At 58.2% G+C, this 23,537-nt stretch carries 21 protein-coding genes, 1 pseudogene and 1 riboswitch; of the genes and pseudogenes, 12 read left to right on the plus strand and 10 right to left on the minus strand.

The features are described from left to right. The first annotated feature begins 77 nt into the window (after positions 1-77). From bioB to I9184_RS08840, 6 genes are read left to right on the plus strand one after another with little or no spacing between them, the layout of a single operon-like run. Positions 78-1,058 (plus strand): biotin synthase BioB, encoded by a 981-nt coding sequence (gene bioB / locus I9184_RS08815; RefSeq protein ID WP_171636182.1) that lies wholly within the window; start codon positions 78-80, stop codon positions 1,056-1,058. Beyond that, positions 1,055-2,188, plus strand: coding sequence for an 8-amino-7-oxononanoate synthase (locus tag I9184_RS08820; RefSeq protein WP_209833868.1), 1,134 nt, complete (start codon positions 1,055-1,057; stop codon positions 2,186-2,188). The genes bioB and I9184_RS08820 overlap by 4 nt, the downstream gene beginning before the upstream one ends. Beyond that, a complete protein-coding gene (bioD, locus tag I9184_RS08825; RefSeq protein WP_171723802.1) occupies positions 2,185-2,805 on the plus strand; it encodes a dethiobiotin synthase in 621 nt (206 codons plus the stop codon). Before I9184_RS08820 ends, bioD begins: the two co-directional genes overlap by 4 nt. Next, on the plus strand, positions 2,802-4,088 hold the full coding sequence (gene bioA / locus I9184_RS08830) for an adenosylmethionine--8-amino-7-oxononanoate transaminase (protein WP_209833870.1): 1,287 nt from the start codon (positions 2,802-2,804) through the stop codon (positions 4,086-4,088). Before bioD ends, bioA begins: the two co-directional genes overlap by 4 nt. Next, positions 4,085-4,705: a DUF452 family protein gene (locus tag I9184_RS08835; protein ID WP_209833872.1), complete on the plus strand. Its 621-nt coding sequence runs from the start codon at positions 4,085-4,087 to the stop codon at positions 4,703-4,705. Before bioA ends, I9184_RS08835 begins: the two co-directional genes overlap by 4 nt. Next, the gene (locus tag I9184_RS08840) at positions 4,702-5,457 is read left to right on the plus strand and encodes a methyltransferase (protein ID WP_171636172.1); all 756 of its coding nucleotides are present in this window, start codon (positions 4,702-4,704) and stop codon (positions 5,455-5,457) included. The genes I9184_RS08835 and I9184_RS08840 overlap by 4 nt, the downstream gene beginning before the upstream one ends. A 4-nt stretch (positions 5,458-5,461) precedes the next feature. On the opposite strand, the gene I9184_RS08845 is transcribed toward I9184_RS08840, so the two are convergent. Then, on the minus strand, positions 5,462-6,235 hold the full coding sequence (locus I9184_RS08845) for a DeoR/GlpR family DNA-binding transcription regulator (RefSeq protein WP_209833874.1): 774 nt from the start codon (positions 6,233-6,235) through the stop codon (positions 5,462-5,464). 216 nt (positions 6,236-6,451) lie between these two features. Between I9184_RS08845 and I9184_RS08850 the strand changes: the two genes are divergently transcribed. The 6 genes from I9184_RS08850 (at position 6,452) to I9184_RS08875 (ending at position 14,863) form a co-directional block, all read left to right on the plus strand. Further along, entirely contained in the window at positions 6,452-7,396 is a 945-nt protein-coding gene (locus I9184_RS08850; protein WP_171636168.1) for an ABC transporter substrate-binding protein, read from the plus strand. A gap of 74 nt (positions 7,397-7,470) precedes the next feature. Then, a complete protein-coding gene (locus I9184_RS08855; protein ID WP_171723798.1) occupies positions 7,471-8,493 on the plus strand; it encodes a betaine/proline/choline family ABC transporter ATP-binding protein in 1,023 nt (340 codons plus the stop codon). Then, positions 8,490-10,481, plus strand: coding sequence for an ABC transporter permease subunit (locus I9184_RS08860; protein WP_209833876.1), 1,992 nt, complete (start codon positions 8,490-8,492; stop codon positions 10,479-10,481). The genes I9184_RS08855 and I9184_RS08860 overlap by 4 nt, the downstream gene beginning before the upstream one ends. Before the next feature lies 1 nt (position 10,482). After that, a complete protein-coding gene (locus tag I9184_RS08865) occupies positions 10,483-11,364 on the plus strand; it encodes a phosphotransferase (RefSeq protein ID WP_209833877.1) in 882 nt (293 codons plus the stop codon). An 8-nt stretch (positions 11,365-11,372) separates the two neighbouring features. Beyond that, a complete protein-coding gene (locus I9184_RS08870; protein ID WP_209833879.1) occupies positions 11,373-13,817 on the plus strand; it encodes an FAD-dependent oxidoreductase in 2,445 nt (814 codons plus the stop codon). 266 nt (positions 13,818-14,083) lie between these two features. Beyond that, positions 14,084-14,863 (plus strand): inositol monophosphatase family protein, encoded by a 780-nt coding sequence (locus I9184_RS08875; protein WP_209833881.1) that lies wholly within the window; start codon positions 14,084-14,086, stop codon positions 14,861-14,863. A gap of 23 nt (positions 14,864-14,886) precedes the next feature. Here I9184_RS08875 and I9184_RS08880 read toward each other — a convergent pair whose 3' ends face one another. The 9 genes and pseudogenes from I9184_RS08880 to I9184_RS08915 all read right to left on the minus strand — a co-directional run bounded on the left by I9184_RS08880 (position 14,887) and on the right by I9184_RS08915 (position 23,397). After that, positions 14,887-15,897: an iron ABC transporter permease gene (locus I9184_RS08880; protein ID WP_171636159.1), complete on the minus strand. Its 1,011-nt coding sequence runs from the start codon at positions 15,895-15,897 to the stop codon at positions 14,887-14,889. Position 15,898: 1 nt separating this feature from the next. Then, positions 15,899-16,849 carry an ABC transporter substrate-binding protein gene (locus tag I9184_RS08885; RefSeq protein WP_245218055.1) on the minus strand — a complete coding sequence of 317 codons (951 nt, stop codon included), beginning with the start codon at positions 16,847-16,849 and terminating at the stop codon, positions 15,899-15,901. A gap of 16 nt (positions 16,850-16,865) precedes the next feature. Continuing rightward, entirely contained in the window at positions 16,866-17,639 is a 774-nt protein-coding gene (locus I9184_RS08890) for an ABC transporter ATP-binding protein (protein ID WP_209833883.1), read from the minus strand. Continuing rightward, positions 17,636-17,992: a DUF1636 domain-containing protein gene (locus I9184_RS08895; protein ID WP_171636155.1), complete on the minus strand. Its 357-nt coding sequence runs from the start codon at positions 17,990-17,992 to the stop codon at positions 17,636-17,638. The genes I9184_RS08890 and I9184_RS08895 overlap by 4 nt, the downstream gene beginning before the upstream one ends. Positions 17,993-18,089: 97 nt before the next feature. Next, a riboswitch (cobalamin riboswitch) is annotated at positions 18,090-18,287 on the minus strand. Positions 18,288-18,386: 99 nt separating this feature from the next. Beyond that, positions 18,387-19,052 (minus strand): D-lyxose/D-mannose family sugar isomerase, encoded by a 666-nt coding sequence (locus I9184_RS08900; RefSeq protein WP_209833885.1) that lies wholly within the window; start codon positions 19,050-19,052, stop codon positions 18,387-18,389. Positions 19,053-19,068: 16 nt separating this feature from the next. Beyond that, entirely contained in the window at positions 19,069-19,995 is a 927-nt protein-coding gene (locus I9184_RS08905; protein ID WP_209833887.1) for a carbohydrate kinase, read from the minus strand. A gap of 31 nt (positions 19,996-20,026) precedes the next feature. Then, entirely contained in the window at positions 20,027-21,085 is a 1,059-nt protein-coding gene (locus I9184_RS20875) for an ROK family protein (RefSeq protein ID WP_245218070.1), read from the minus strand. Then, positions 21,062-22,363: pseudogene (locus I9184_RS20880) on the minus strand (GH1 family beta-glucosidase); the annotation flags it as partial. The gene I9184_RS20875 and the pseudogene I9184_RS20880, both read right to left, overlap by 24 nt. Further along, positions 22,360-23,397 carry a substrate-binding domain-containing protein gene (locus I9184_RS08915; protein WP_171723790.1) on the minus strand — a complete coding sequence of 346 codons (1,038 nt, stop codon included), beginning with the start codon at positions 23,395-23,397 and terminating at the stop codon, positions 22,360-22,362. The gene I9184_RS08915 and the pseudogene I9184_RS20880, both read right to left, overlap by 4 nt. Between the last annotated feature and the right edge of the window lie 140 nt (positions 23,398-23,537).

A 23,537-nucleotide genomic window follows, 5' to 3' on the forward strand; every position in this document is an offset into this window, starting at 1 on the left:
CCAACACGGTTGCGCCTACAGATTTTATCGATAATAAATCCTCGGCAACGCAAGCTGCAGGAAGTTTTATAGATAAAATGATCATCCCTCATTCCGGCTGGACCCGAAAGTCTGCGCAAGCTGTTCATGACCTCCCGTTGATGGACCTTCTGTTCCGGGCACAGACCGTGCACCGCGAGAACTTTGATCCGAACAAGATCCAGACCTCTAAGCTGTTGTCGATCAAAACCGGCGGGTGCGCCGAGGATTGCGCTTATTGCTCGCAATCGGCCCGCAACGGATCCACCCTGCCTGCATCGAAACTGATCGAGGTTCAGCGTGTACTGGCCGAGGCCAAAAAGGCCCGCGACGGTGGCGCGACCCGGTTCTGCATGGGGGCCGCCTGGCGCGAGCCCAAGCCGCGCGATATGCCTGCCCTGGTTGCCATGGTGGAAGGCGTCAAGGCGATGGGCATGGAAACCTGCATGACGCTGGGCATGCTGGATGACACCCAGGTCGTTCAGCTGCGCGATGCCGGGTTGGACTATTACAACCACAATATCGACACGTCCGAACGCTATTATTCCGAAGTGATCACAACCCGTACTTTCGCGGACCGGATCGACACGATGACCCGGGTGCAAGAAGCCGGGATCAAGGTCTGCTCGGGTGGTATTCTGGGGATGGGTGAACACACTGGCGACCGTATCGATATGTTGCTGACTTTGGCCAACATGACCCCGCCGCCGGATTCGGTGCCGATCAACATGCTGATGCCACAGGCGGATACCCCGCTGGCTGATGCGGAACCGGTTGATCCAATCGACTTTGTGCGGATCATCGCAACCGCTCGCATCCTGATGCCCAAAGCCTATGTTCGGTTGTCCGCCGGGCGCAGCGACATGAGCGACGAGATGCAGGCGATGTGCTTCTTCGCCGGAGCAAATTCCATCTTTGTCGGTGAAACTCTTTTGACGGCGGAAAACCCCGAAGAAGACACCGACTCGATCCTGTTTGCAAAACTGGGCCTTCAGGCCGAAACGGCTGAAGACCATAAACGCACGGAAGCCGCCGAATGAAAGCAGTCGAACGACTGGAATCCATGCTGGGTGCGCTGGAAGCCCGGCACCGCCGCCGGGTTTTGATCCCGGCGCGCGGGCTGGATTTTGCGTCCAACGACTATTTGGGCTTGGCCGGGTCAAGCCTGTTGCAAGAGGCCGCACAGGCCGCGCTGGCGCGCGGCGTGCCCGTGGGCTCGGGTGGCTCGCGGCTGCTGCGGGGAAATCACCCCGAGCATGAGGCGCTGGAACACGAAGCAACTGCGTTCTTTGGGGCCGAGGCCGCATTGTTCATGGGCGGGGGGTTTCAGGCCAATCAGGCAATCTTTTCCACCCTGCCGGCTGCCGGGGATCTGGTTTTGTATGACGAACTGGTTCACGCCAGCGCCCATGAGGGGATGCGCGCCAGCCGAGCGGATCTGCGCGCTTTCCGTCACAACGACGTCGCGGATGCGCGCAACGTTCTGACCGAATGGCGATCCGCTGGTGGGCAGGGTCAGGTATGGATTGCCGTTGAAAGCGTCTATTCCATGGAGGGCGATCTGGCTCCGCTGGAAGATTTGTCATGTCTGGCGCGTGAAGCCCAAGCTGTTCTGATCGTGGATGAGGCGCACGCAACCGGCGTTTTCGGGGCAAATGGCAAAGGTCTGGCGCATGATCTGAACGCTGACCTTTTGACCCTGCACACCTGCGGCAAGGGGCTTGGAGTTTCCGGCGGGCTGATCTGTGGCCCGCGGGCGATGATCGATACCCTCATCAACCGCGCACGGCCCTTTATCTTTGCAACGGCGCCGTCCCCTCTGAATGCTGCGCTGGTACGGGCCGTCCTGCGTGAACTGGCCGGGAATGACGATTTGGTCACTGCTGCACTCAAACGTCTGCGCCATGCACATGATGCAGCCCGTGAAACTGGGTTGCCTAACGCGGCCTTGAACAGCCAGATCATTCCCGTCGTTCTTGGGGACGAGGCCCGCACGATGGCGATGGCACAGGCTTTGCAACATCAGGGGTTTGACATTCGCGGCATTCGCCCGCCAACCGTTCCGAAAGGCACATCCCGTCTACGCGTCTCGATCACCGGGAATGTCAGTCCTGAGGACATTTCGGCCCTGTTTGCAACCATCTCCAGCCATCAGTCGGAGGCCGCATGAGCGCTCTGGTCATTGTCGGAACCGACACGGGCGTCGGAAAAACAGTTTTTTCGGCTGGCCTGACGGCGGCCCTGAACGCCACTTACTGGAAGCCGGTTCAATCGGGGCTCGAGGATGCAACGGACACGGAAACCGTCTGCACCTTGTCCGGCGTGGGCGTGTTGCCCGAGGCGTATCGCCTGAACATGCCCGCCTCACCCCATCTTTCTGCCGAAGATATGGGTATAGAGATCGATCTGTCCCGGCTAGCGCTGCCGCAGGTTGAGGGGCCGCTGGTTGTGGAAGGGGCAGGGGGGCTGATGGTGCCTCTGAACCGCAAATCCTACTATCTGGATCTGATTGCCCAATGGCAGGCCCCGGTCGTTCTGGTCGCGCGCACGGCGTTGGGAACGATCAACCATACTACGTTGTCCCTGATGGCACTCCGAGGCGCTGGGTGCGAAGTGGTCGGCGTTGCCTTTGTCGGAGATCCGGAGCCCGACGTGGAACAAACCATCGTCGAAATGAGCAAGGTGCGACACCTCGGACGCCTGCCTTATCTTGGAGACCTGACGCAGCAAAGCTTGTCAGATGCCTTCTCGTCCATAGACGTGGCGACCATACGGAGGTTTCTGTGACCCCGCTGGAGTTTGACGCCAACCACCTTTGGCATCCCTATACCAACGTGGCCGATCCCGGCGCGATGCATCTCATCGACCGGGCCGAGGGCGTGTATCTCTATCGGGAGGACGGCGCAAAGATGATAGACGCCATGTCGTCATGGTGGTGCGCCATCCACGGCCACAAGCATCCCGAAATTACGTCCGCCATGCAGTCCCAGCTGGACAAGATGCCTCATGTGATGTTCGGAGGGCTGACGCACCATCCGGCCATTGATCTGGGGCGCAGGATGGTCGACATGTTGCCCGAAGGGCTGGACCGCATTTTCTATTGCGACAGTGGGTCTGTTTCGGTCGAAGTGTCGATGAAGATGGCGGTGCAGTATCAAATGGCCCATGGCCGCACCCGCAAATTCGAATTTGCGACAATTCGGGGCGGCTATCACGGTGACACGTGGAAAGCGATGAGCGTCTGTGACCCTGTGACGGGTATGCACGGGCTGTTCCGGGGGGCTTTGTCGATCCAGCACTTCCTGCCGCGTCCCCAGGTTCGGTTGGGGGATGACTGGCCCGAAGATAGCGCGTTGAACGGATTGGAGGCGCTGGAACGACTGTTGGCCGAAAAGGGCGATCACCTCGCGGCCCTGATCCTTGAACCCGTGGTTCAAGGCGCCGGGGGCATGTATTTCTATCATCCCAAATGGCTGCGCGCGGCACGCGCCATGTGCGATGCCCATGACGTGCTGATCATTTTTGACGAGATCGCAACCGGATTTGGCCGAACCGGCAAGCTGTTCGCCGCCGATCATGCGGGCATAACCCCGGATATTATTTGTCTGGGTAAGGCATTGACCGGGGGGCATATATCGTTTGCTGCTACCGTGACCAGCAGGCAGGTGGCGTATGGCATTGGCAACAGTGAGGCCGGAGTGTTCATGCACGGCCCGACCTATATGGCCAACCCTCTGGCCTGTTCCGCAGGTTCGGCCAGCCTCAGACTTCTGGCCGAGGGGAACTGGCAACGCCAGGTGGCTGATATCGAACGCCAGATGCGGACCGAACTGGAGCCAGCGCGCAGTTTGCCGGGCGTTGCAGATGTCAGGGTTCTTGGCGCCATTGGCGTTATTGAAATGAAGGAAACGGTTGATCCTTCGGTCGCTCATCGGCTGGCCCCTGAAACCGGAGTGTGGCTGCGCCCCTTTGCGCGCAACATCTATTGTATGCCGCCTTACATTGTTTCACCTGATGAGCTCGGCCGGATCACCAGCGCGATGGTCGCTTTGGCCGGGGGGAAGCAATGAGACACCAGTGGCTGGCGCAATCGGATGACAGCAAGCTGACACTGGTCTTCGGGGGGTGGGCGCTGGGTTCTGCCCCGTTCCGCGGGCTGACCGGAGGCGGATCTGTTCTGCTGGTGGATGACTATACCCGGCTCGATGATCCCTTGCCCGATCTGGCCGGGTATGACCGAGTCGAAATGCTTGCGTTCTCTTTCGGCGTCGCATCCGCGGCCCATTGGTTGGCCAGCACAGGGTTTCGCCCTGACCGGCTGGTTGCCGTCAGCGGTACGTTGCATCCTGCCTGCGCAGGCCGGGGCATCGCGCCCGATATTGTCCGGGCCACGGCGGATCAGCTGTCTTCGGCAAGTTTCGTCAAGTTTTGCCGACGCGCCGGACTGTCTGCTGACATACCTGAACTGGACATCGAGCAGGCAAGAAAGGAACTTCACGCGGTAATCGAACGCGGCTCGGCGCCTGATCCCGGCTTTGATCGGGTTTGGATATCAGAGCGGGACCGGATCATTCCGTCCAATGCTCAAAGGATAGCCTGGGCCGCGACCCCGGATGTGGTCAAGGGCGTCGCTGCTCCGCATGTACCTTTCCAACCGGGGCAAAGCTGGGCGGAGTGGATGTCATGACCGCGCAATTGGCAGACAAGGTGCAGCGAAGCTTCAGCCGAAGCTTCCAGACTTACAACGATACAGCCAGCCAGCAGGCCTGGGTTGCCCGCAAGCTGGTTTCCGAGATGCGCCGGGTTGGCGCGCCGAACCGGTTTGATGTGGCGTTCGAGCTGGGATGCGGCACTGGCCATCTGACCCGGTTGCTGCGGCAGAACTTTGATCTTCCCGATCTTCACCTGAACGATATCGCGCCGCAGGCTCGGGCGACGGCAGATGCGGAAAATGCGGCTTTCGTTGACGGAGACGTCCGCCTGGTCGAATGGCCCGCAAAGCTGGATTTGGTCGCATCGGCCTCGATGATCCAATGGATGGAGGATCCGGCCGGTTTGCTGCAACAGGTTGCCGAGGCGCTTGAACCCGGAGGGTGGCTGGCGATTTCCGGGTTTGGTCCATTGCAATATCAAGAGCTTGCGCAAATCGGATCGACAGCCCGTGCACCGGGCCTATGCCTGCCTGACGCCCTTGCAACCGCCATAGATGGGCCGTTCAAGATTCTGACGGTAGGCCAAAGTGTTCGGCCATCCTATTTTGACACACCCAGAGATGTGCTAAAACATTTACGCAGTACAGGGGTAAATGGCCGGGCTCAGGGTGCATGGACCCGGTCCACCTTGGCCCGGTTCGAAGCTGACTACGTGCAAAAGTTCGGAGAAGACGGCAGGGTTCCTCTGACTTACCACCCGGTTTGGGTCATTGCCGAAAAGCGTTAGGCGCTTATTCGGCGACGACAAGGTCGATTTCATTTGCCGACAGCATCTGGCAGATGTCCTCGGGCGGGTTCACATCGGTAAAGAACAGATTGATCTTGTCGGCAGGTTCCAATGTGACCGGCGCGCGCTTTCCCAGCTTTTCGCCATCGGCCACGACAATGCGGACCTGTGCGTTTCGAATGGCGACGCGGGCCAGGTTTGCTTCTTGCAGGTCGTGCAGCATAAAGCCCGGGTCCGCATTGACCGCCCCGACTGAAAGAACGGCGAAACGGACGTTCAAACGTTTGATCAGGTCCTGAGCTTCAATACCAAATGCGCCCCCATCGTGCGACCGCAGCTCGCCACCAGCCATGAAGACCCGGTTGTTGTTTCGTGAAGCCAATGCCTGAGCAACAAAAACCGAGTTCGTCACGACAAAGAGGTCACTGTGGTTGCAAAGTGCCTGCGCCAAATAAGCGGTAGTAGAGCCGATATCGAGGAAAACGGAGTCTCCGTCACTGATGACCTCGGCAACCGCCTTCGCCAGCTTCTCTTTCGCGTCAACCTTCTTGTCCAGGCGGCTTTGCAGCGACGGTTCCAGAATGTCTTCGAGAAGATGAACCCCGCCATGGACCTTGCGCACGATGCCGCGCTCTTCCAGATTGCGGACGTTTCGCCGAATGGTTTCCAGGCTGACCCCAAGTTCATTCGCCAGAACACTTACGCGGCACGAACCGCCCGCGCGAAAAAGGGCGCGCAGGATTTCTTCTTCTCGTTGGTTTGTGGTCGGCAGGTTCATGTTTCGCGCTCTGATGGCATCGTCATAAGGGACGTTAAGTCATACCACAATACCCACATAAAGCAACGTTCTACCAAAGAGAAGCCGTTGAAACTTGCCTCGAGCAGGAATTTCTGTGGCTTTACGTGGTTTTTATTGACACAAAACCCCACGATGTGGTCGTCTATACTCAATACCACCGATTCATCAAAAAAATCACGACAGGGAGAAGGTGTTATGAATTGTAAAATGGGAATTTCCGCGCTGGCCCTCATGGCCGCCGGAGCCGCAACAACTGCTGGGGCTGTTGAGTCCACGGACCCAATCAAACTGACGCTGCACGACTGGTCGGGGCAGTTGATCAATACCAAGATCATGGGTTCGATCCTGGAAGAAGCCGGGTACAACGTTGAATATGTTCAGGCGGATTACATTGCTCAGTTCGCCGGTCTGAAAACGGGTGACTTGCATCTGGCAATGGAAATCTGGGAAACCACCGGGCGCGAAGCGCTGGACGAGGCAACCGGCACCGGCAAGGTTGTCAATGTCGGCGAAACCGGCCTGATGGCGATCGAAGAATGGTGGTATCCCAGCTACATGAAGGAACGGTGCCCGGGATTGCCGAATTGGGAGGCACTGAAAGACTGCGCCGAGGAATTCGCGACGGCGGAAACTGCTCCGAACGGGCGTTATGTCGGCGGCCCGGTGACCTGGGGTGGCTTCGATGACGAGCGTGTCGAAGCGCTTGAACTGGATTTCGAAGTCGTCCATGCGGGCACCGACGCGGCCCTGTTTGCAGAATTGGAATCCGCTTATCAAAGGCAGGATCCAATTGTTCTGTGGGTCTATGTCCCACATTGGGCGCCGGCGAAATACGAAGGCGAGTTTGTCGAGTTTCCGCCATTTACGCCAGAGTGTTACAGCGACCCTTCGGTTGGTGTGAACCCGAACATGGCCTATGATTGCGGCAAGCCGCGTGGCCCGATCTGGAAAGCAGCCTGGTCTGGCCTGCAAGAAAAATGGCCGGGCGCTTATGACATCATCGAAGCCTACAAAATCAACAATGATGAAATGAGCGCCATGGTTGGCAAGGCCGATCTGGACGGCGTGGAAATCGACAGCGTTGTTGCAGAGTGGATGGAGACCAACAAAGACCGCTGGTCTGGCTGGATCTCGAAGTAATCCACTGGCCAGAGCGGGCCTGCCGCTCTCTCGGACCGCTCTGGCCTTTTTCGCGAACGAACCGGACCACCCTGATGCCCCCCAAGACCAAACTGTCGTGCCGAAACGTCTGGAAGCTTTATGGCCCCAACGCAGATCGGTTGCTGCGGACAACCCCCGAACCTACGGCAGAAGAAATTCGCAAGGCAGGCGTGATCGGCGCAGTGCGCAACGCCAATATCGAGATCTCGGAAGGTGAGATTTTCGTCATCATGGGCCTGTCGGGGTCCGGCAAATCCACTCTGGTACGGTGCTTGTCCCGGTTGATCGAACCAACCGCCGGAGAAGTTCTGTTCGACGATGCTGACCTCTTGCGCGCCAGCGAGAATGAGCTGATCGAAATCCGGCGTCATAAGATGGGCATGGTGTTCCAGCATTTCGCGTTGCTGCCGCATCTGACCGTTTTGCAGAATGTGATGTTTCCGTTGACGATTCAGGCCACGCCCAGACCCGAAGCCGAGGCCAAGGCCCGCGAGGTGGTGGAACTGGTCGGTTTGAAGGGGCGCGAGGATTATTACCCGCGTGAGCTGTCCGGCGGCCAGCAACAGCGCGTCGGCATTGCCCGTTCCTTGGTGACCGAGCCTGATCTATGGTTTCTGGACGAGCCGTTCTCGGCCCTCGATCCGCTGATCCGGCGCGAGATGCAGGATGAATTCCTGCGGTTGCAGGAGCGGTTACACAAGACCATCGTTTTCATCACCCATGATTTCGAAGAGGCCGTTCGCCTGGCCGACCGCATCGCCATCATGAAGGACGGAGAGGTGATCCAGATCGCCACGCCGGAAGAGCTGGTGATGCACCCGGCCACCGACTATGTGGCTGAATTCACGAAACATATTCCCCGTTCAAAGGTCCTGACCGTCGGCGGTGTCATGACCTGCGGCGCTGTGGGCGAGGGCGATCCGATCTCTCAATCCACGCGCATCTCGGACGTGGCGGAACGGATTATCGCGGCAGATGCGCCGATCCCCGTCGTGGATGCAGAGGGCCAGCCCGTCGGAGCGATTGACCGCAAGGCCGTTGCGCATGTGCTGTTCGGCGGCGGAGACATGGCATGATCCGCCTGACCCGCAGCCAGATGGCCATTCTGCTGCTTGTTCTGGTCACCATCGTGCTTGGCTATTTCGGTCGTGATTTGAGCAAGGCGCTGGATGCGCGCTGGTTGACCAAGTTCCCTTCGGCCTGGGTGATCCCGTTCAAAACCTACATTTCCTCGGCGATGACATGGCTGATCGAGGATGCCGCCATCGGGCCAGTGTCCTTCACCGATGTCACCCGCGCCATCGCGTGGTTGATCGAGCAGCCCTATAATCTGGTATTGGCTCTGCTGGCCGACGGCTTTGTCAGCGGTCAGGGAAATGACGCGCAGGTCATCCTGCCTGCGATCAGCTGGATCGTGGTCATCACCGCCGTTGTCGCCTTGGGGCAATACTGCCGTGACTGGGGATTGGCCGCTCTGGTCGGGGCCTGCTTCGTCTATCTTGCAGTTTTCGGACAATGGGACAGCGCCATGGTGACGCTGGCCTCGGTCCTGATCGCGGTGCCGATTGGCGCGGGCGGAGGGTTGCTGTTGGGCATTCTCGCCTATCGCCATCCGCTTTTTGAAAAGATCATCTCACCAATCCTGGACCTGATGCAGACGATCCCGATCTTTGCCTATCTGGTGCCGATCCTGTTCATGTTTGGCTTTGGCCCGATCTCTGCCTTGGTTGCGACGATCATCTATGCGACCCCGCCGATGGTGCGGATCACAACGCTGGCGCTGAAAGGTGTGGATCCTGAGATTCTGGATTTCGGACGCATGGCGGGCACGACCCGGCGGCAGTTGATGTGGCGCGTGCTGGTGCCTTCGGCCAGCCACAGCCTGATGGTGGGCGTCAATCAGGTGATCATGCTGACTCTGAACATGGTCATCATCGCCTCGATGATCGGGGCTGGGGGGCTGGGCTTTGACGTCCTCGCCGCGCTGCGCCGTCTGGACATTGGGGCAGGGTTCGAAGCTGGCATCGCCATCGTGGTACTGGCCATCGCCGTCGACCGTCTGAGCCAGGCCTTTGCCGAACGGATGGGGCAGGTGCATCATGAGGTCCCCGGCTCGTGGATCGCACGTCATCGCCGGACGGTTCTGGTTGTGGTCCTGATGCTGCTGACCTGGGTGCTGGGACAGTTCTCGCCTCTGTTGCTGGAATATCCTGAAAATCAGACCATCACCACCGGCGCGTTCTGGGACAACACGGTCGAATACCTGAACGTCAACTATTTCGACACGTTCGAGGCCATCAAGGTTTTCTTCCTGACCTGGTTCATGATCCCGATCAAAACGGTTCTGCTGGGCATCCCGTGGCCATGGGCCATTGCAACGCTGACCCTGTTGGGCTGGCACGCGGGCGGCTGGCGTCTGGCACTGTTGTGCGGAGGAATGGCCTCTCTGATCCTTGTGTCGGGCCTGTGGTCCAAGGCGATGGTGACGGTCTATCTGTGCGGCGCATCTGTCACTCTGGCGACGCTGATCGGGGTGCCTCTGGGTGTTCTGGCGGCACTGAACAAACGCGCTGGGACGGCCATCAACCTGCTGATCGACACGCTACAAACCCTGCCCAGCTTTGTTTACCTGATCCCTGTCGTCATGCTGTTCCGGGTTGGCGATTTCACCGCCCTGATTGCCATCGTTCTATATGCGCTGGCCCCGGCGGTCCGTTATGCCGCCCATGGTGTGCGCTCGGTCAGTGAGGAACTGATCGAGGCGGGTCTGGTTTCGGGCTGCACCCGCAGACAACTGCTGCGCCATATCCGCCTGCCGATGGCGTTGCCTGAAATCCTGCTGGGCATCAATCAGACGATCATGCTGGCGCTGTCGATGCTGGTGATCACCGCCCTCGTCGGCACCCGCGATCTGGGGCAGGAGGTCTATATCGCCCTGACCAAGGCCGATACCGGCCGTGGTCTGGTGGCCGGCCTGTCGATTGCCTTCATCGCCATCATCGCCGATCGGTTGATCAATGCCAGTGCCCGTCAGGCCCGCATCCGCTTTGGACTGGAGAGTTGATATGAGCCATCCCGACCTGATGACCCGCATCCGCGCTCTGCCGATCTGGCAGGGAGAGATCGAGGCCGCTCCGTTGACCGGTGGCATAACCAATGTGAACTACAAGGTCACGGATGGCAGCGGGTCTTATGTGGTGCGTGTAGGCGACGACATCCCCCTGCATCAGGTGATGCGGTTCAATGAGCTGGCCGCCAGCAAAGCCGCCCATGCGGCGGGTTTGTCGCCAGCGGTTGTACACTCGTCAGGCGATCTGACGGTGCTAGAGTTCATCGAAAGCCGTACACTGACCGAGGAAGATGTCCGCAACCCGGATATGCTGCCGCGCGTGCTGGAATTGGTTAAGGCGTGCCATGCCGAGGTACCGAAGCACCTGCGCGGTCCATCGCTGGTGTTCTGGGTGTTCCACGTCATCCGCGACTATGCCGCGACACTCACTGAACGCGGCAGTGTCCATACAACGCTGATCCCTGACCTGATCGATGCAGGCGCTACGTTGGAACGCGAGGCCGGCCCGTATGACATGGTGTTTGGCCATAACGATCTGCTCTGTGGCAACTTTCTGAACGACGGCAACCGCCTTTGGCTGATCGATTTCGACTATGCCGGGTTCAATTCTCCGCTGTTCGATCTGGGCGGGCTGGCGTCGAACAATGGCCTGTCGCCTGAACAGGAAGACTGGGTGTTGGAGAGCTATTTTGAAGCCCCGGTCGCCGACGATCTGCGCCACCGCTATGCGGCGATGAAATGCGCCTCGCTGCTGCGGGAAACCATGTGGAGCATGGTGTCCGAGATCACCTCGGATATCGAATTCGACTACGCAGCCTATACGGCCGAAAACCTGGCGCGGTTCCGCGCAGCCCTAACCGATTTCAAAAACACCTGAGGACAGACATGACCGACCTTCCGAATACAGCCAAAGCCGTCATTATCGGTGGCGGGATCATCGGCTGCTCGACCGCCTATCACCTGGCCAAGCTGGGCTGGACCGACACGGTGCTGCTGGAGCGCAGGAAACTGACCTCGGGCACCACCTTCCACGCCGCAGGGCTGGTGGGACAGTTGCGTTCGAACGCCAATATCACGCAATTGCTGGGCTATTCCGTCGATCTGTACAACAAGATCGAAGAGGAAACAGGGCTTGGCACTGGCTGGAAGATGAACGGCGGCTTGCGTCTGGCCTGCAACGAAGAGCGCTGGACCGAGGTGAAACGCCAGGCCACTACGGCGCATTCCTTTGGTCTGGACATGCAGCTTCTGACCCCATCCGAGGCGCAGGAGCTGTGGCCCTTGATGGATGTCTCTGACGTGATCGGCGCGGCTTACCTGCCGACAGACGGTCAGGCGAACCCGTCAGATATCACGCAGGCATTGGCCAAGGGCGCCCGCATGGCCGGGGCGAAGATATTCGAAGATACCAAAGTCACCGATATCGAGATCGAAGATGGCAAAATTCGTGCGGTAATCACCGAACACGGTCGGATCGAGTGTGAAAAAGTGATCTGCTGCGCCGGGCAATGGTCCCGCACCTTTGCCAGCCGCTTTGGCGTCAACGTTCCTTTGGTTCCGATGGAGCACCAGTACATGGTGACAGAACCTTTCGACGTGCCCGGCAATCTGCCCACTTTGCGCGATCCCGACCGGCTGACTTACTACAAGGAAGAAGTCGGAGGTCTGGTCATGGGCGGCTATGAGCCGAACCCGATCCCCTGGGCCACCAAGGGTATTCCGCAAGGTTTCCACTATACCCTTCTCGACAGCAACTTCGATCATTTCGAACAGCTGATGGAACTTGCGCTGGGGCGCGTGCCCGCGTTGGAGAACGCTGGCGTCAAGACGCTGACCAACGGGCCGGAAAGCTTCACGCCCGACGGCAATTTCATCATCGGCGAAGCGCCCGAGTTGAGGAATTTTTTCGTCGGTGCGGGCTTCAATGCCTTTGGCATCGCGGCTGGCGGTGGTGCGGGCATGGCGCTGGCGGAATGGGTGCACAAGGGTGAGCCGCCCTTCGATTTGTGGTCTGCCGATATCCGCCGCTTTGGCCGCCCGCATTTCGACACCGACTGGGTTCGCACACGTACCGTCGAGGCATATGGCAAACACTACACGATGGGTTGGCCGCATGAGGAACATGACTCGGGCCGCCCCTGCCGAAAGTCGCCGCTTTATGACACGCTGAAAAAGCAGGGCGCGTGTTTTGGCGAGAAACTGGGCTGGGAACGCCCCAACTGGTACGCGGACGCGTCAAAGGGCGAGGTGCCCAAGGATGAATACAGCTTTGGCTGCCAGAATTGGTTCGATGCTGTCGGGCGCGAACATAAAGCGGCACGCGAAGCGGCTGTGTTGTTCGATCAGACCTCTTTCGCCAAATTCGCCCTCAAGGGCCCGGATGCTTTGGCGGCGATGAACTGGATCTGTGCCAATGATGTGGACAAGCCGGTTGGTGCGCTTGTCTATACCCAAATGCTGAACGACAAGGGCGGGATCGAGTGTGACCTGACTGTTGGGCGCGTAGCCCATGATGAGTTCTATATTGTCACCGGCACCGGCTATGCCACGCATGACTTCGACTGGATCAACCGCAGCATTTCCGAGGGCATGAATTGCCAGCTGTTCGATATCACCTCATCGAATGCGGTTCTGTCATTGATGGGGCCAAAATCGCGTGAGATTCTGGCGACGGTGACGCGCGATGACGTCTCGAACAGCGGATTCAAGTTTGGCACGATCCGCACCATCGGGATCGCGGGGTGCCCGGTCAAGGCGCTGCGCGTGACTTATGTGGGTGAGCTGGGCTGGGAACTGCACCTGCCGGTGGAATATGCACAGACCGTGTATGACGCCTTGACGGAGGCAGGGCGCCCGCATGGTTTGATCAATGCGGGCTACAGGGCGATTGAATCGCTGCGTCTTGAAAAAGGCTATCGCGCCTGGGGCTCGGATATCGGGCCAGATCATACGCCGTTCGAAAGCGGCTTGGGCTGGGCCGTGAAACTCCGGAAAAATATTGATTTCAAAGGGCGCGCCGCATCTGAGGCGCAAAAAACCGGCGGCGTAAAGAAGATGCTGGCATGTTTCACGGTTGACCCCGAGGTTGTACTCTTGGGGCGTGAAACGATCTATCGGAATGGCGAAAGGGTCGGATGGCTGACTTCGGGCGGCTATGGTTACACCGTCGGAAAGTCGATCGGCTACGGTTACATCCGAAACGCCAACGGTGTCGACGCACAATACGTCACATCAGGGACATATGAATTGGATGTCGCCACTCAGAGGGTTCCTTGCGAAGTGACGCTGCAACCGCTTTACGACCCGCAGATGAGCCGGGTGAAGACCTGACCCGAGGGTGCAAGAGCTGATCAACAGACACACGCACAGCGATCGGAACACACGGGGAAAGCATGCAAACAGGGCAAATCCGCCCCGAATGTGCGAAAGTTCGTCGAATCTGACGGGTTTCGATCCATAAGCCATTGATAAAGTTTCAGTATTGTCACACCTCATGCCCATCTGAAAACTGAACTGCAAGACTTCTCATTCAGCTTTCAGGGTAAACAACCTTTCATCCGTCGGAGATTGGATGACTTCAGCCGAAAGGACCGGAAATGGTAACCCCAGATGCGTTGACTGAGCATGCGATGAAGATTGCTGATATTGCCTCGGAATCCGCGATGCATTTTTTTCGGGGGTCTTTGGGCATTGAATTCAAACAGGATGAAAGCCCGGTGACGCAGGCCGACAAGGCAGTTGAGGCAGAAGTACGTACCTACCTGAAACAGCATTTTCCCGGACACGGCATCTTTGGCGAAGAGCACGGGCAAGAAGCAGGCGACGGGCGTCATATGTGGGTGATTGACCCGATTGACGGAACCCGTTCGTTTCTGTCCGGCCATCCTTTGTTCGGGTTCCTTTTGGCGCACCTTGTGGATGGGCGCCCTCGGTTGGGGCTGGTCGGAATGCCGGCCTTGCATGAGACCTATTTGGGTGTGGTTGGTAACGGGGCCAGCCTGAACGGGCGGCCGATAGAGGTGTCGCACACCACGCGTCTGGATCATTCAGTTTTGTATGTGAATGAAGGCGACAAGATTTTTTGCGACCATCCTGACCTGTTCAACCGGTTGATGAATGCAGGGCAGACGCGCCGATTTGCCTATGATTGTTACCCCCATGCCTTGCTTGCTTCGGGCCATGTCGATGCTGTGGTGGATTACGATCTGCAACCTTATGACTATCTGGCGCTTTCACCTCTGATCACGGCTGCTGGCGGAGTGATGACCGATTGGCACGGGCATGCGTTGGCCCTCGATTCAGATGGCGCGGTCGTTTCCGCCGCAACCCCTGAACTGCATGCTGAACTGCTTGACCTCATCAATGCTGAGAAATGACAGTGTTGCGCAACCTTGGAAAACTAGCTTCCGCGATCAGATTTGAACAAATACAAAAAGACAAAAAGTGATCCTATTGACGTTGTGACGATTCCGACGGGCAACTCCTGCGGGGCCAGAAGAAGGCGTGACAAGATATCGGACAATGTCAGCAGAATCGCGCCCACGATCGCCGAGACAATCAGCAGGTTTCGGTGCAGAGTACCGGCGATGCCGCGTGCAATATGAGGCACCATCAGCCCGACAAAGCCGATGACACCGGCAACTGAAACGAAACTGGCCGTCGCCAAAGCGGCAACGAAAAACATGCTGAACCGCAGACCTTGAACGGGAATACCCAGTGACGAGGCTGTGAAATCCCCGGTCAGCAGCGCGTCAAGCCACCGACTGCGATAAAGTGAATAGCTCAGGATCAGGCCCAGTCCGATCAGGACAAGCGGGAATGTTTCCCATCTTGCCAGTCCCAGGCCGCCAAGCATCCAGAATATCACCGAATGAGCCGCGCGATTGTCGCCAGAGAAAATAAGGTAGTTGGTGATTGCGGAAAACAGAAAGGACACCGCCAGGCCAGCCAGGATCAGTTTTTCGGGTGCGCTCGTACGCAAGCCCTGAACCAGCGCCAGAACAATGCCGGACGCGATCAGGCCACCGCAAAATGCTGCCAGCGGCAACGTCCAGATTCCCAGGACATCCCCTGTGACGGTGATCACCAGAACGGCGCCGGCAGCAGCACCCGAGGACAGACCGAACAGAAACGGATCTGCCAGATCGTTTCGCGTCGTTGTTTGCAGAACGACACCAACGACGCCCAGCCCCGCACCAATCACGGCGGCAAACAGGGCGCGGGGCAGGCGAAGGTCGAAGACGATCCGGTGCAAGGGCGACATGTCTCCTTCCACCATACCGGTTCCGAGGCCGATGGCCGAAAAGACTTCGCGCACGGGGATTGGGGTGGTCCCATAGACGATCGACAACAGCAAAAGGGCGGTCAGAACAACCGCCCCCAGCACTATCAAACGGCCCAATTGGACCATATCAGTTGGTCTCCGGGTGCATCGCCTGTGCCATCTTCTCGATCGCCTCGATATTTGCCGGGCCGGGAGTCAGCTCTTCGTAACGCAGGCCAATCCAGCGCTCGTTCTTTACCGCGTCCGTTTGTGACATCACCGGGTGATCCTTGAGGAACTGGAAAGTGTCCTCTGCGCCGTTGCCGGACTGATAGTCGAGCAGCACCAGAAATTCCGGGTTAGCCGCTGCCACAGCTTCCCACGACGTGCGGCCCCAGCTGGTATCCAGATCATGAGTTGCGTTCTCACCGCCAGCGGCTGCGATCATCGCATCGGGAATGGCGAACTTGCCGGCGGTAAACGGAGCATCGGCCGGTCCGTCCAACAGGAATACCCGCGGCTTTTCCAGATCGGCTGTTTTTGCTTGAATGGCGGACAACTTGTCCTTCCAGCCGGCAACCAGCGCCTCGGCCTTGTCTTCGACCTGCATGACCTTGCCCAGGCGCAGAACGTCATCAAACAACAGGTTCATGCTGGATTCGGGGCGATCCTCGTCCAGATGCACGCAGCTTTCGGTCAGGATCATGGTCTTGATACCAAAGGGTTCCAGCGTGTCGGGCGTGACATCTCCGCCGGGTTTCATGCCATAGTACCAACCGGCAAAAAACAGATCAGGTTCGACGGCCACAAGGTTTTCAATCGTCGGGTACTTGGGGGCAAGCTCTGGGATGTCGCCGCGCTGAGCATCAAAGTCAGGGCTGGTTTTGTACCAGCCCGAAATCCCGGTAAGTCCCACGATCTTGTCCTGAAGGCCGAGTGCAAAGGCCATATCCGCCATGTTCATATCATGCACGACCAGACGTTCCGGCGCCGAGTCAAAAACCAGCGGTTCGCCGCAATTGTCCACGGTGACGGCTTCCGCTGCCACGCCACCTGCGAAGCCAGCGAAGACAACCACCGGCCAGAGTTTCTGCATCATATGTAAGCTCCTGTTATTATGACAATTTCCGTTTTCGGATGTCCAGTGCGGGGATCATGCGGCCTTCGTGCTGAAAGCACAGATAATCCACGCCGAATGTCTCACTTACCCGGTCTGGGGTCAGAACTTCGCCAACAGGCCCGAACCCCGTCAGGCGCGTGGCTTTCATCAACGCCACATGGGTGGCGAATTCCGGGATCATGACCAGATCATGGACGATCATGACGACCGTTACCCCCAGATCAGCGACCAGAGACAGCATGTGCCCCTTGGCATCGGGGTCCAGATGGTTGGTTGGCTCGTCCAGAAACAGCAAGGACGGGTTCTGGGCCAGCGCGCGCGCGATGTGCGCGCGCTGACGTTCTCCGCCGGACAGTTGACCCATCGTTTTGTTGGCAAAATGCAACAGCTCGGTCGTCGTCAGCACCCGTTCAAGATCAGCCCTGTGCTGAGTCACCGAACGTTCGCCCTGAATCGGGATTTGCCCCAGCGCAACGTAGTCTTGCAGGCGCATCCGCCCGTCGGGCATTTCCTGCTGCCCGACCACAGCAATGGAGCGGGCACGTTGGCGGGCGGACAGGGTCCGAAGGCTTTGTCCTTCTATCCAAACATCGCCCAACGCAATCCGTTCAATCCCGCACAGCAGTTTCAGCAGAGTGGTTTTGCCGGCGCCGTTCGGCCCGGCGATTGCCAGAATTGATCCTTCTTCCAGACGAAAGGACACATCCTGCAACAGGATGTCGCCATTGAGCGCGTAGTATTCCAAATTCTCTGCAATCAGAAAACTCATGATGACCCCCCGAAAGGCAACGCGGGAATTCGCGATAAGGTCTTTGCGAAAAGGGCAGGGGGGCGGTCCGAGGCACTGGTCCAGCCGTCGTCGCTGTCGCCGAACTGGATCGCAAATTCGACCAAGGCAGACAGATCGCGGGATGTCGTGATATCGCCAAACAGGTACTGCGCTTTGCCCGGGGCCTGAAATCCGACGGTCATGGCCCGTTCACAACCTGCCATGCAGGCCACCATTCGGGTTTCAAAACCGTCAGGCAACCGGGCATCCAGCGCGTCTTGCGCGGCTTCGGCAGACATCGTCCCCTGACATGTTGAACAGATCAGAACGTAGTGATCAGAATAGCAGGTCATTGCCTTCTCCGTCGTTTGCCAGATGCAGACAGAGGGCACATACCCGGATATTACGCAAACGCGCCATCAAGCCTCCTTCCGAGACGCCCCGCCTCGGGTTGGTTCATAGTGTGATGGCAGGTCTCCTGACTTGCGGGTCGTTGCTTGGCCGACCTTCCCAACCCTTTTGGGTCAGTGGTGAAGTGGCGTCGCTCACCGCTTACAGTTGCGGGGGCAGTCACGGACTTGGCACATTCCAGCGCCGCACCGTGTTCCCATTTTCATCCCTTACGGAACCATCCCGCTCAGCTAGTCCGGCTACGCCTGACTTGTCAAGCGGCAGGCGAAAGGGTGGTGGACGGAATTGCAACGGTTGAGCCAGCGATCCTGGTGCGCCAGCCCGGACCGAACGGTGTCAATAGTCTGATACAAGAAGAAAATCCGGTTCGGTATCTTCCTCAACCTTTGAAAACCGTGGGATTGGCTTTTCAAACACATTGTCCGTACGGTCGTCATTCACGGTCGATACCTCGCCAATAAGGCAATCGCCGCGCTCGGCCCAGAAAGCGTGCCAGATGCCGGGCATCAGAGTTACGCTTTGCCCCGGCTTCAGCCGCAAGTGCTCTTCGGGTTGCAAGGTTACAGGGCAGGCATCGCTTGGGACCGTCACCGGGTTGTCGCGGTCGACGCCACCGTTTGGATCTGACGCATGGATTTCCAGAACGAGATCGCCGCCGCCCCGGTTGATGATGTCTTCTGCCTTGATGATATGCCGGTGCATCGGAGAAAGCTGATTTTCTCTCGAGATCAACAGTTTTTCCGCATAGAGCATCCCGCGCCCGGATTTCAGATCCTTCGCCTCACCATTGCGCAAAGTGAATAGAAACAGTCCAAGTTCATCAAAACGGCCCTGGGCGTAATCGGTAATGTCCCATCCCAGCCCGCGGCTGCGGATCGTTTCGGCCAGAGGGCTGCGCATTTTCTCGGGCGACCAATCCGCAAAGGGTGGCAACACGGCACCGAAGGACTGAATGAACGCCTGTGCCCGGGTCTTGATACGGTTGATTTCGGATCGTTTCATCATGCCGTCCCACAGATCAAAGTTCGTGCGCCCAGGGGGGTTCTGCCCCGGCTCGGGAAACGGTCACGGCCGCCACGTCAGCGCCCAGTTCCATGGCTGCTTGCAGGCTTTCAACCGTCAATCCGCGCAGACCTGACTTGGTCAGATGCCCTGCGCGGCTGAGCTCGGTCAGAACGCCGGCGTTGAACGTGTCACCTGCGCCGATCGTATCGACCACTTCAACGGGTTTCACGGGAACCGAAACTTCGGAACCATCCGCCAGGTAACCGTGCGCCCCGTCACTGCCGCGCGTGACGATGACAACGGAAGGACCCGCCTGCAACAGCACAGACGCTTTTGCGGCTTCGGATTCAGCGCCCGGAATGATCCAATCCAGGTCCTCGTCTGAAACCTTTACGATATCCGCACGCGAGATCATGCGGTTCAAACGCGTCCGAAACCGGGTTTGATCCTTGATGAAATCCGGGCGAATATTCGGGTCCAGCATCACCGCACGGTCGGAACCGTGGCGGTCCAGAAGGGCGGCATATGCATCTGCGCAAGGTTCACACGCAAGGCTGATTCCGCCGAGATACAGGGCAGAGACAGCGGGAAGCTGATCTGGCATGTCCTCGGGCAGCAACATCCGGCCTGCGGTGTTTTCATCAACAAAGCTGTAAGACGCGTGTTTATCCGAGAGCTGCACAAAGGCAAGCGTGGTAGGGCGGTCCGAGATGATGACATGTGTCGTGTCCACATGGCTCGCTTTCAGCGCATCGATCAGTTGCTGGCCGAACATGTCCGATGACAAACCTGTCAGCATCCCAACCGGAACACCCAGACGTCCCATCGCGACGGCTGTGTTCAGAACTGCACCACCAGTATGTGGCACAAAACCAATTGCGCCCGATGCGGTCGGTTCTGAAATCATATCTATCAGCGCTTCACCACAGCACAGGATCATGTCTTGGTCCTTCTTGGTACAGAGAATTCGGTCAGTCTGGTTGCTGTCTCAGCGCGTTCTTGCAGAAGTTGTTTGCGCCGATGATCCCGAACTCTGCCTGTTCAGACACGTAAAGGTTCAGGGAACGGCGCAAATCGCTGAAGCGGCCGCCGCCGTTGAACGCATCCTTGAAGTTGTCGCTGAATAGCCAGCGGTTTTTCTCGGCAACGCCGCCGACGAGGAAAACGCCTCCCTCTGGCATCAAGGTGACCGCCAGATCACCCATCAAAGCACCCAGATGGGTGGTAAAAATCTGCGCTGCTTTTTCGGCGACCAGATCGGTGCCGTTGCGGGCATCGTTCAGAATGTCCTTTGCAGAGCGCGCCTGAGTCCGCGCCTGACCGGCTGCCAATTCAACCGCCTGATACAGGATCGGCAGGCCGGTTCCGCTCAGGAACATTTCTGCTTCAAGCGCCAGGCTGTCGCCAAAGAAACAGCCCGGTGCGATGCGACGTGCCGCCTCAAAGATATCAACTTCGTCGCGATGGCGCGGGTACAGGCCCACGTGCCCGCCTTCGCCGGAGACCGTGTGATACCTGCCTTCGGAAAAAAGCAAAGCACCAACGCCAAGCCCGGTTCCGGGCCCTACAACCAGCCGTGTGCCTGCGGGCGGCGTCGCCTGACCCTGCAAGACCGCAACATCCGACCGAGTCACCTCGGCCACTGACCACGCCGCAGCGGTGAAATCATTTATGACAAAAGTGCGCTCTGCTCCTGTTGCTTTCGTCAGCTCGGTTTCCGAAAGATCCAGGTTCGCGTTGGTCAACTGAATCGTTCCGTCCCTGACCGGCCCGGCTCCGGCTGCTACGACGGCCTGTGGGTTGGTTCCGATCTCGTCCCTGAGGTCATGGAACGCCTCGAGCAGATCTTCCAATGTCCCCGTCGGGTGTTTCCGAAGATCTGCCAATTCTCCGTTCGTAACAACGCCCAGACGTGTGTTCGTACCGCCGATATCCGCAACCAGGTTCCAATGCTCATGCACGGCACCGAATGGTTGCGCTAACGGCTGAGAGACACTCTGACCCCCGGACAGGGCGGATTTCAGCGCCATGAAAGACGCTTTGGGCGTTCTCGCAAGTGTTTCGAAATCCACGTCCACCAGTCCAAACCTCTTCTCGTACCCGAAGGCCCATTCATAATTGTCCAGCAGCGACCAGACAAAATAGCCATCCACCGGAACACCTTGTGCCAAAGCGTCCAGTACGGCCGCAAGGTGCTTGTCGAGATAATCGATACGATCATCGTCCTGCACGCGCTCCTCACTCGCCATACCGTTTTCGGTGATATAGATTGGCAGGGCGCCCGTATAGTCTTTCCTTGCTCTGACAAGAAAGTGGGTTAGGGCAGAGGGATCGATTTCCCATCCCATCTGCGTTTTGGGTAACGGTCCGGTAACCTCTTGCAGGCTGGGCCAAGCGGTGTCCGCCGGGGCTATCAACTTTCGGGTATAGTAGTTCAACCCGCACCAATCGACTTGTGTGCCGATGGTTTCAAAGTCGTTCTGCCAGCCCTTGGGCAAGTGCGGCTCCAACCCCTCCAGGGCTATTTGGGGATATTCCTTGTTGAAAACACCGCCAAGGAAGAACCGGTTGTAGATCGCATCGTAGCGATCTGCCGCAAGCCGCGCATCTGCGCTGTCATCCGCGGGCTCGGACCATTCGAGGTTGAACACGGCACCCAGATTGCTCATCCCAAGACTGCGCATGGTCTGAATGGCCCGCCCGTGGGCCAACAAAACGTGATGCATCGCCCGGGCCGCGGCGCGGATATCGCGCAGACCGGGCGCATGGTGGCCTTCAAAATGGCTCAGCCAACTGACGCACCAGGGTTCGTTGATCGGCGCGGCACTGAACATCCGGTCTCCGATCCGACCCATGATGACCTGTGTATAATCCGCGAACCAATCCGCGATGTCGCGATTGCACCATCCCCCCTGATCCGCAAGCGCTGACGGCAATTCCCAATGATAAAGCGTCACACAGGGGCGGATACCGCGCTCCAGCAGGGCGTCCGCCAATCGGTCATAATAATCCAACCCTGCCTGATTGACCTGACCACGCCCGTCGGGCAGTACGCGTGCCCAGCTGGTTGAAAAACGATAACAGTCAAACCCGGCCTCGCGCACCAGATCGAAATCCTGCTCGAACCGGTTCAGGTGATCGCATGCGACGTCTCCGTTTTCCCCGCGCACCACGTTGCCTGGCGACGCCGCAAAGGTATCCCAATGAGTTCGCCCCGCCCCGCCCTGTGCGTGGCCTTCAATCTGGTACGCAGAAGTGGCAACACCAAAGAGAAAATCTTTGGGAAAGTCAGCGCGTGCGTATTTCATGGTTGCACCCTGTTGGGTGCAGGGCCGGTTGACCTACCAACGACCAGCTCGGCCTCCAGCAGCCTGGTTTTGACGGGATCATTCGGGGATTTGATGCGCTGGATCAACATGTCAGCCGCCATTTCACCCGCCTGACGGACGGATGAGCGTGTTGCCGTGAAAATCGGAACATCCTGCCCGTTCTTCAAATAGGACAGGTCGTCGTCATGGGCGATCACTGACACATCCGTACCCATCTCAAGCCCGTTTTCGGACAGCGCACGCCGTACGCCGATGGCAGAGATCATCGATGAACACAAAATAGCGGTCGGAGGGGAATCGAGGCGCAACATGTTCTGCGTTTCGTGATGGCCGTAAACCTCTGTCATTTCAGCGCTGCGCATCAGATTTGCATCGGGCGCAAGCCCGGCCTGACCAAGCGCCTCAAGATATCCGTCGCGGCGGCGTTGGGCAAAATCCATATCTTCCAGACCGTTGATCAGAGCGATACGGCGATGGCCAAGGTCAATCAGAAAGCGCGTGGCGCGCATGAACGAACTTTTGTTGTTCACGTCGATCCAGTCATACTGAGCGTCGACGCCGGTCGAGCGTCCGTGCACGATGAATGGGACGCCCATGCGGGTCAGGACTTCGATCCGTGGTTCGTTTACTTTAGGGCCTTGCAGCACGACTCCGTCCACCGCGCCGCGCTTAAAAAGACTCCGATACGCTTCTTCAATCGAAGTGTCGTCGGCATTGGTGAACATCATGTCATAGCCATGTTCAGCGTATTTCTTTGCGGCGCCGGCGACGAAATCTCCGAAGATCGGGTTGACCATTTCATGCCGGGACGAGCTGGGAATGACGTGGCCGATCACCATCGATCGTCCGGTCGCAAGCCCTTTGGCGCGACTGTTCGGCCGGTACCCGTGTTTGCGTGCCGCGGCTTGAACGCGCGCACGTGTGTCCTCGCTCACTTCGGGGTACCCGTTCAGCGCCCGGCTGACCGTAGTTTGCGAAAGGCCCAGAACTTCCGAGAGCTGCTTCAGGTTCATTTTACGATTCAAAGCGCCTTAAAGTGAGTGGCTCTTTTTTGTTTTGTGAGCAAATACGGCATCCGTCAACTTGTTTTGCGTTAAAAGCAAAAAAATATAATTTATTTTGGCGCTGGGAAGCAAAATATTGACAGGGTGCC

Origin of the sequence: Ruegeria sp. HKCCE3926, from assembly GCF_017872515.1 — a bacterium.
Taxonomy (GTDB): domain Bacteria; phylum Pseudomonadota; class Alphaproteobacteria; order Rhodobacterales; family Rhodobacteraceae; genus Ruegeria.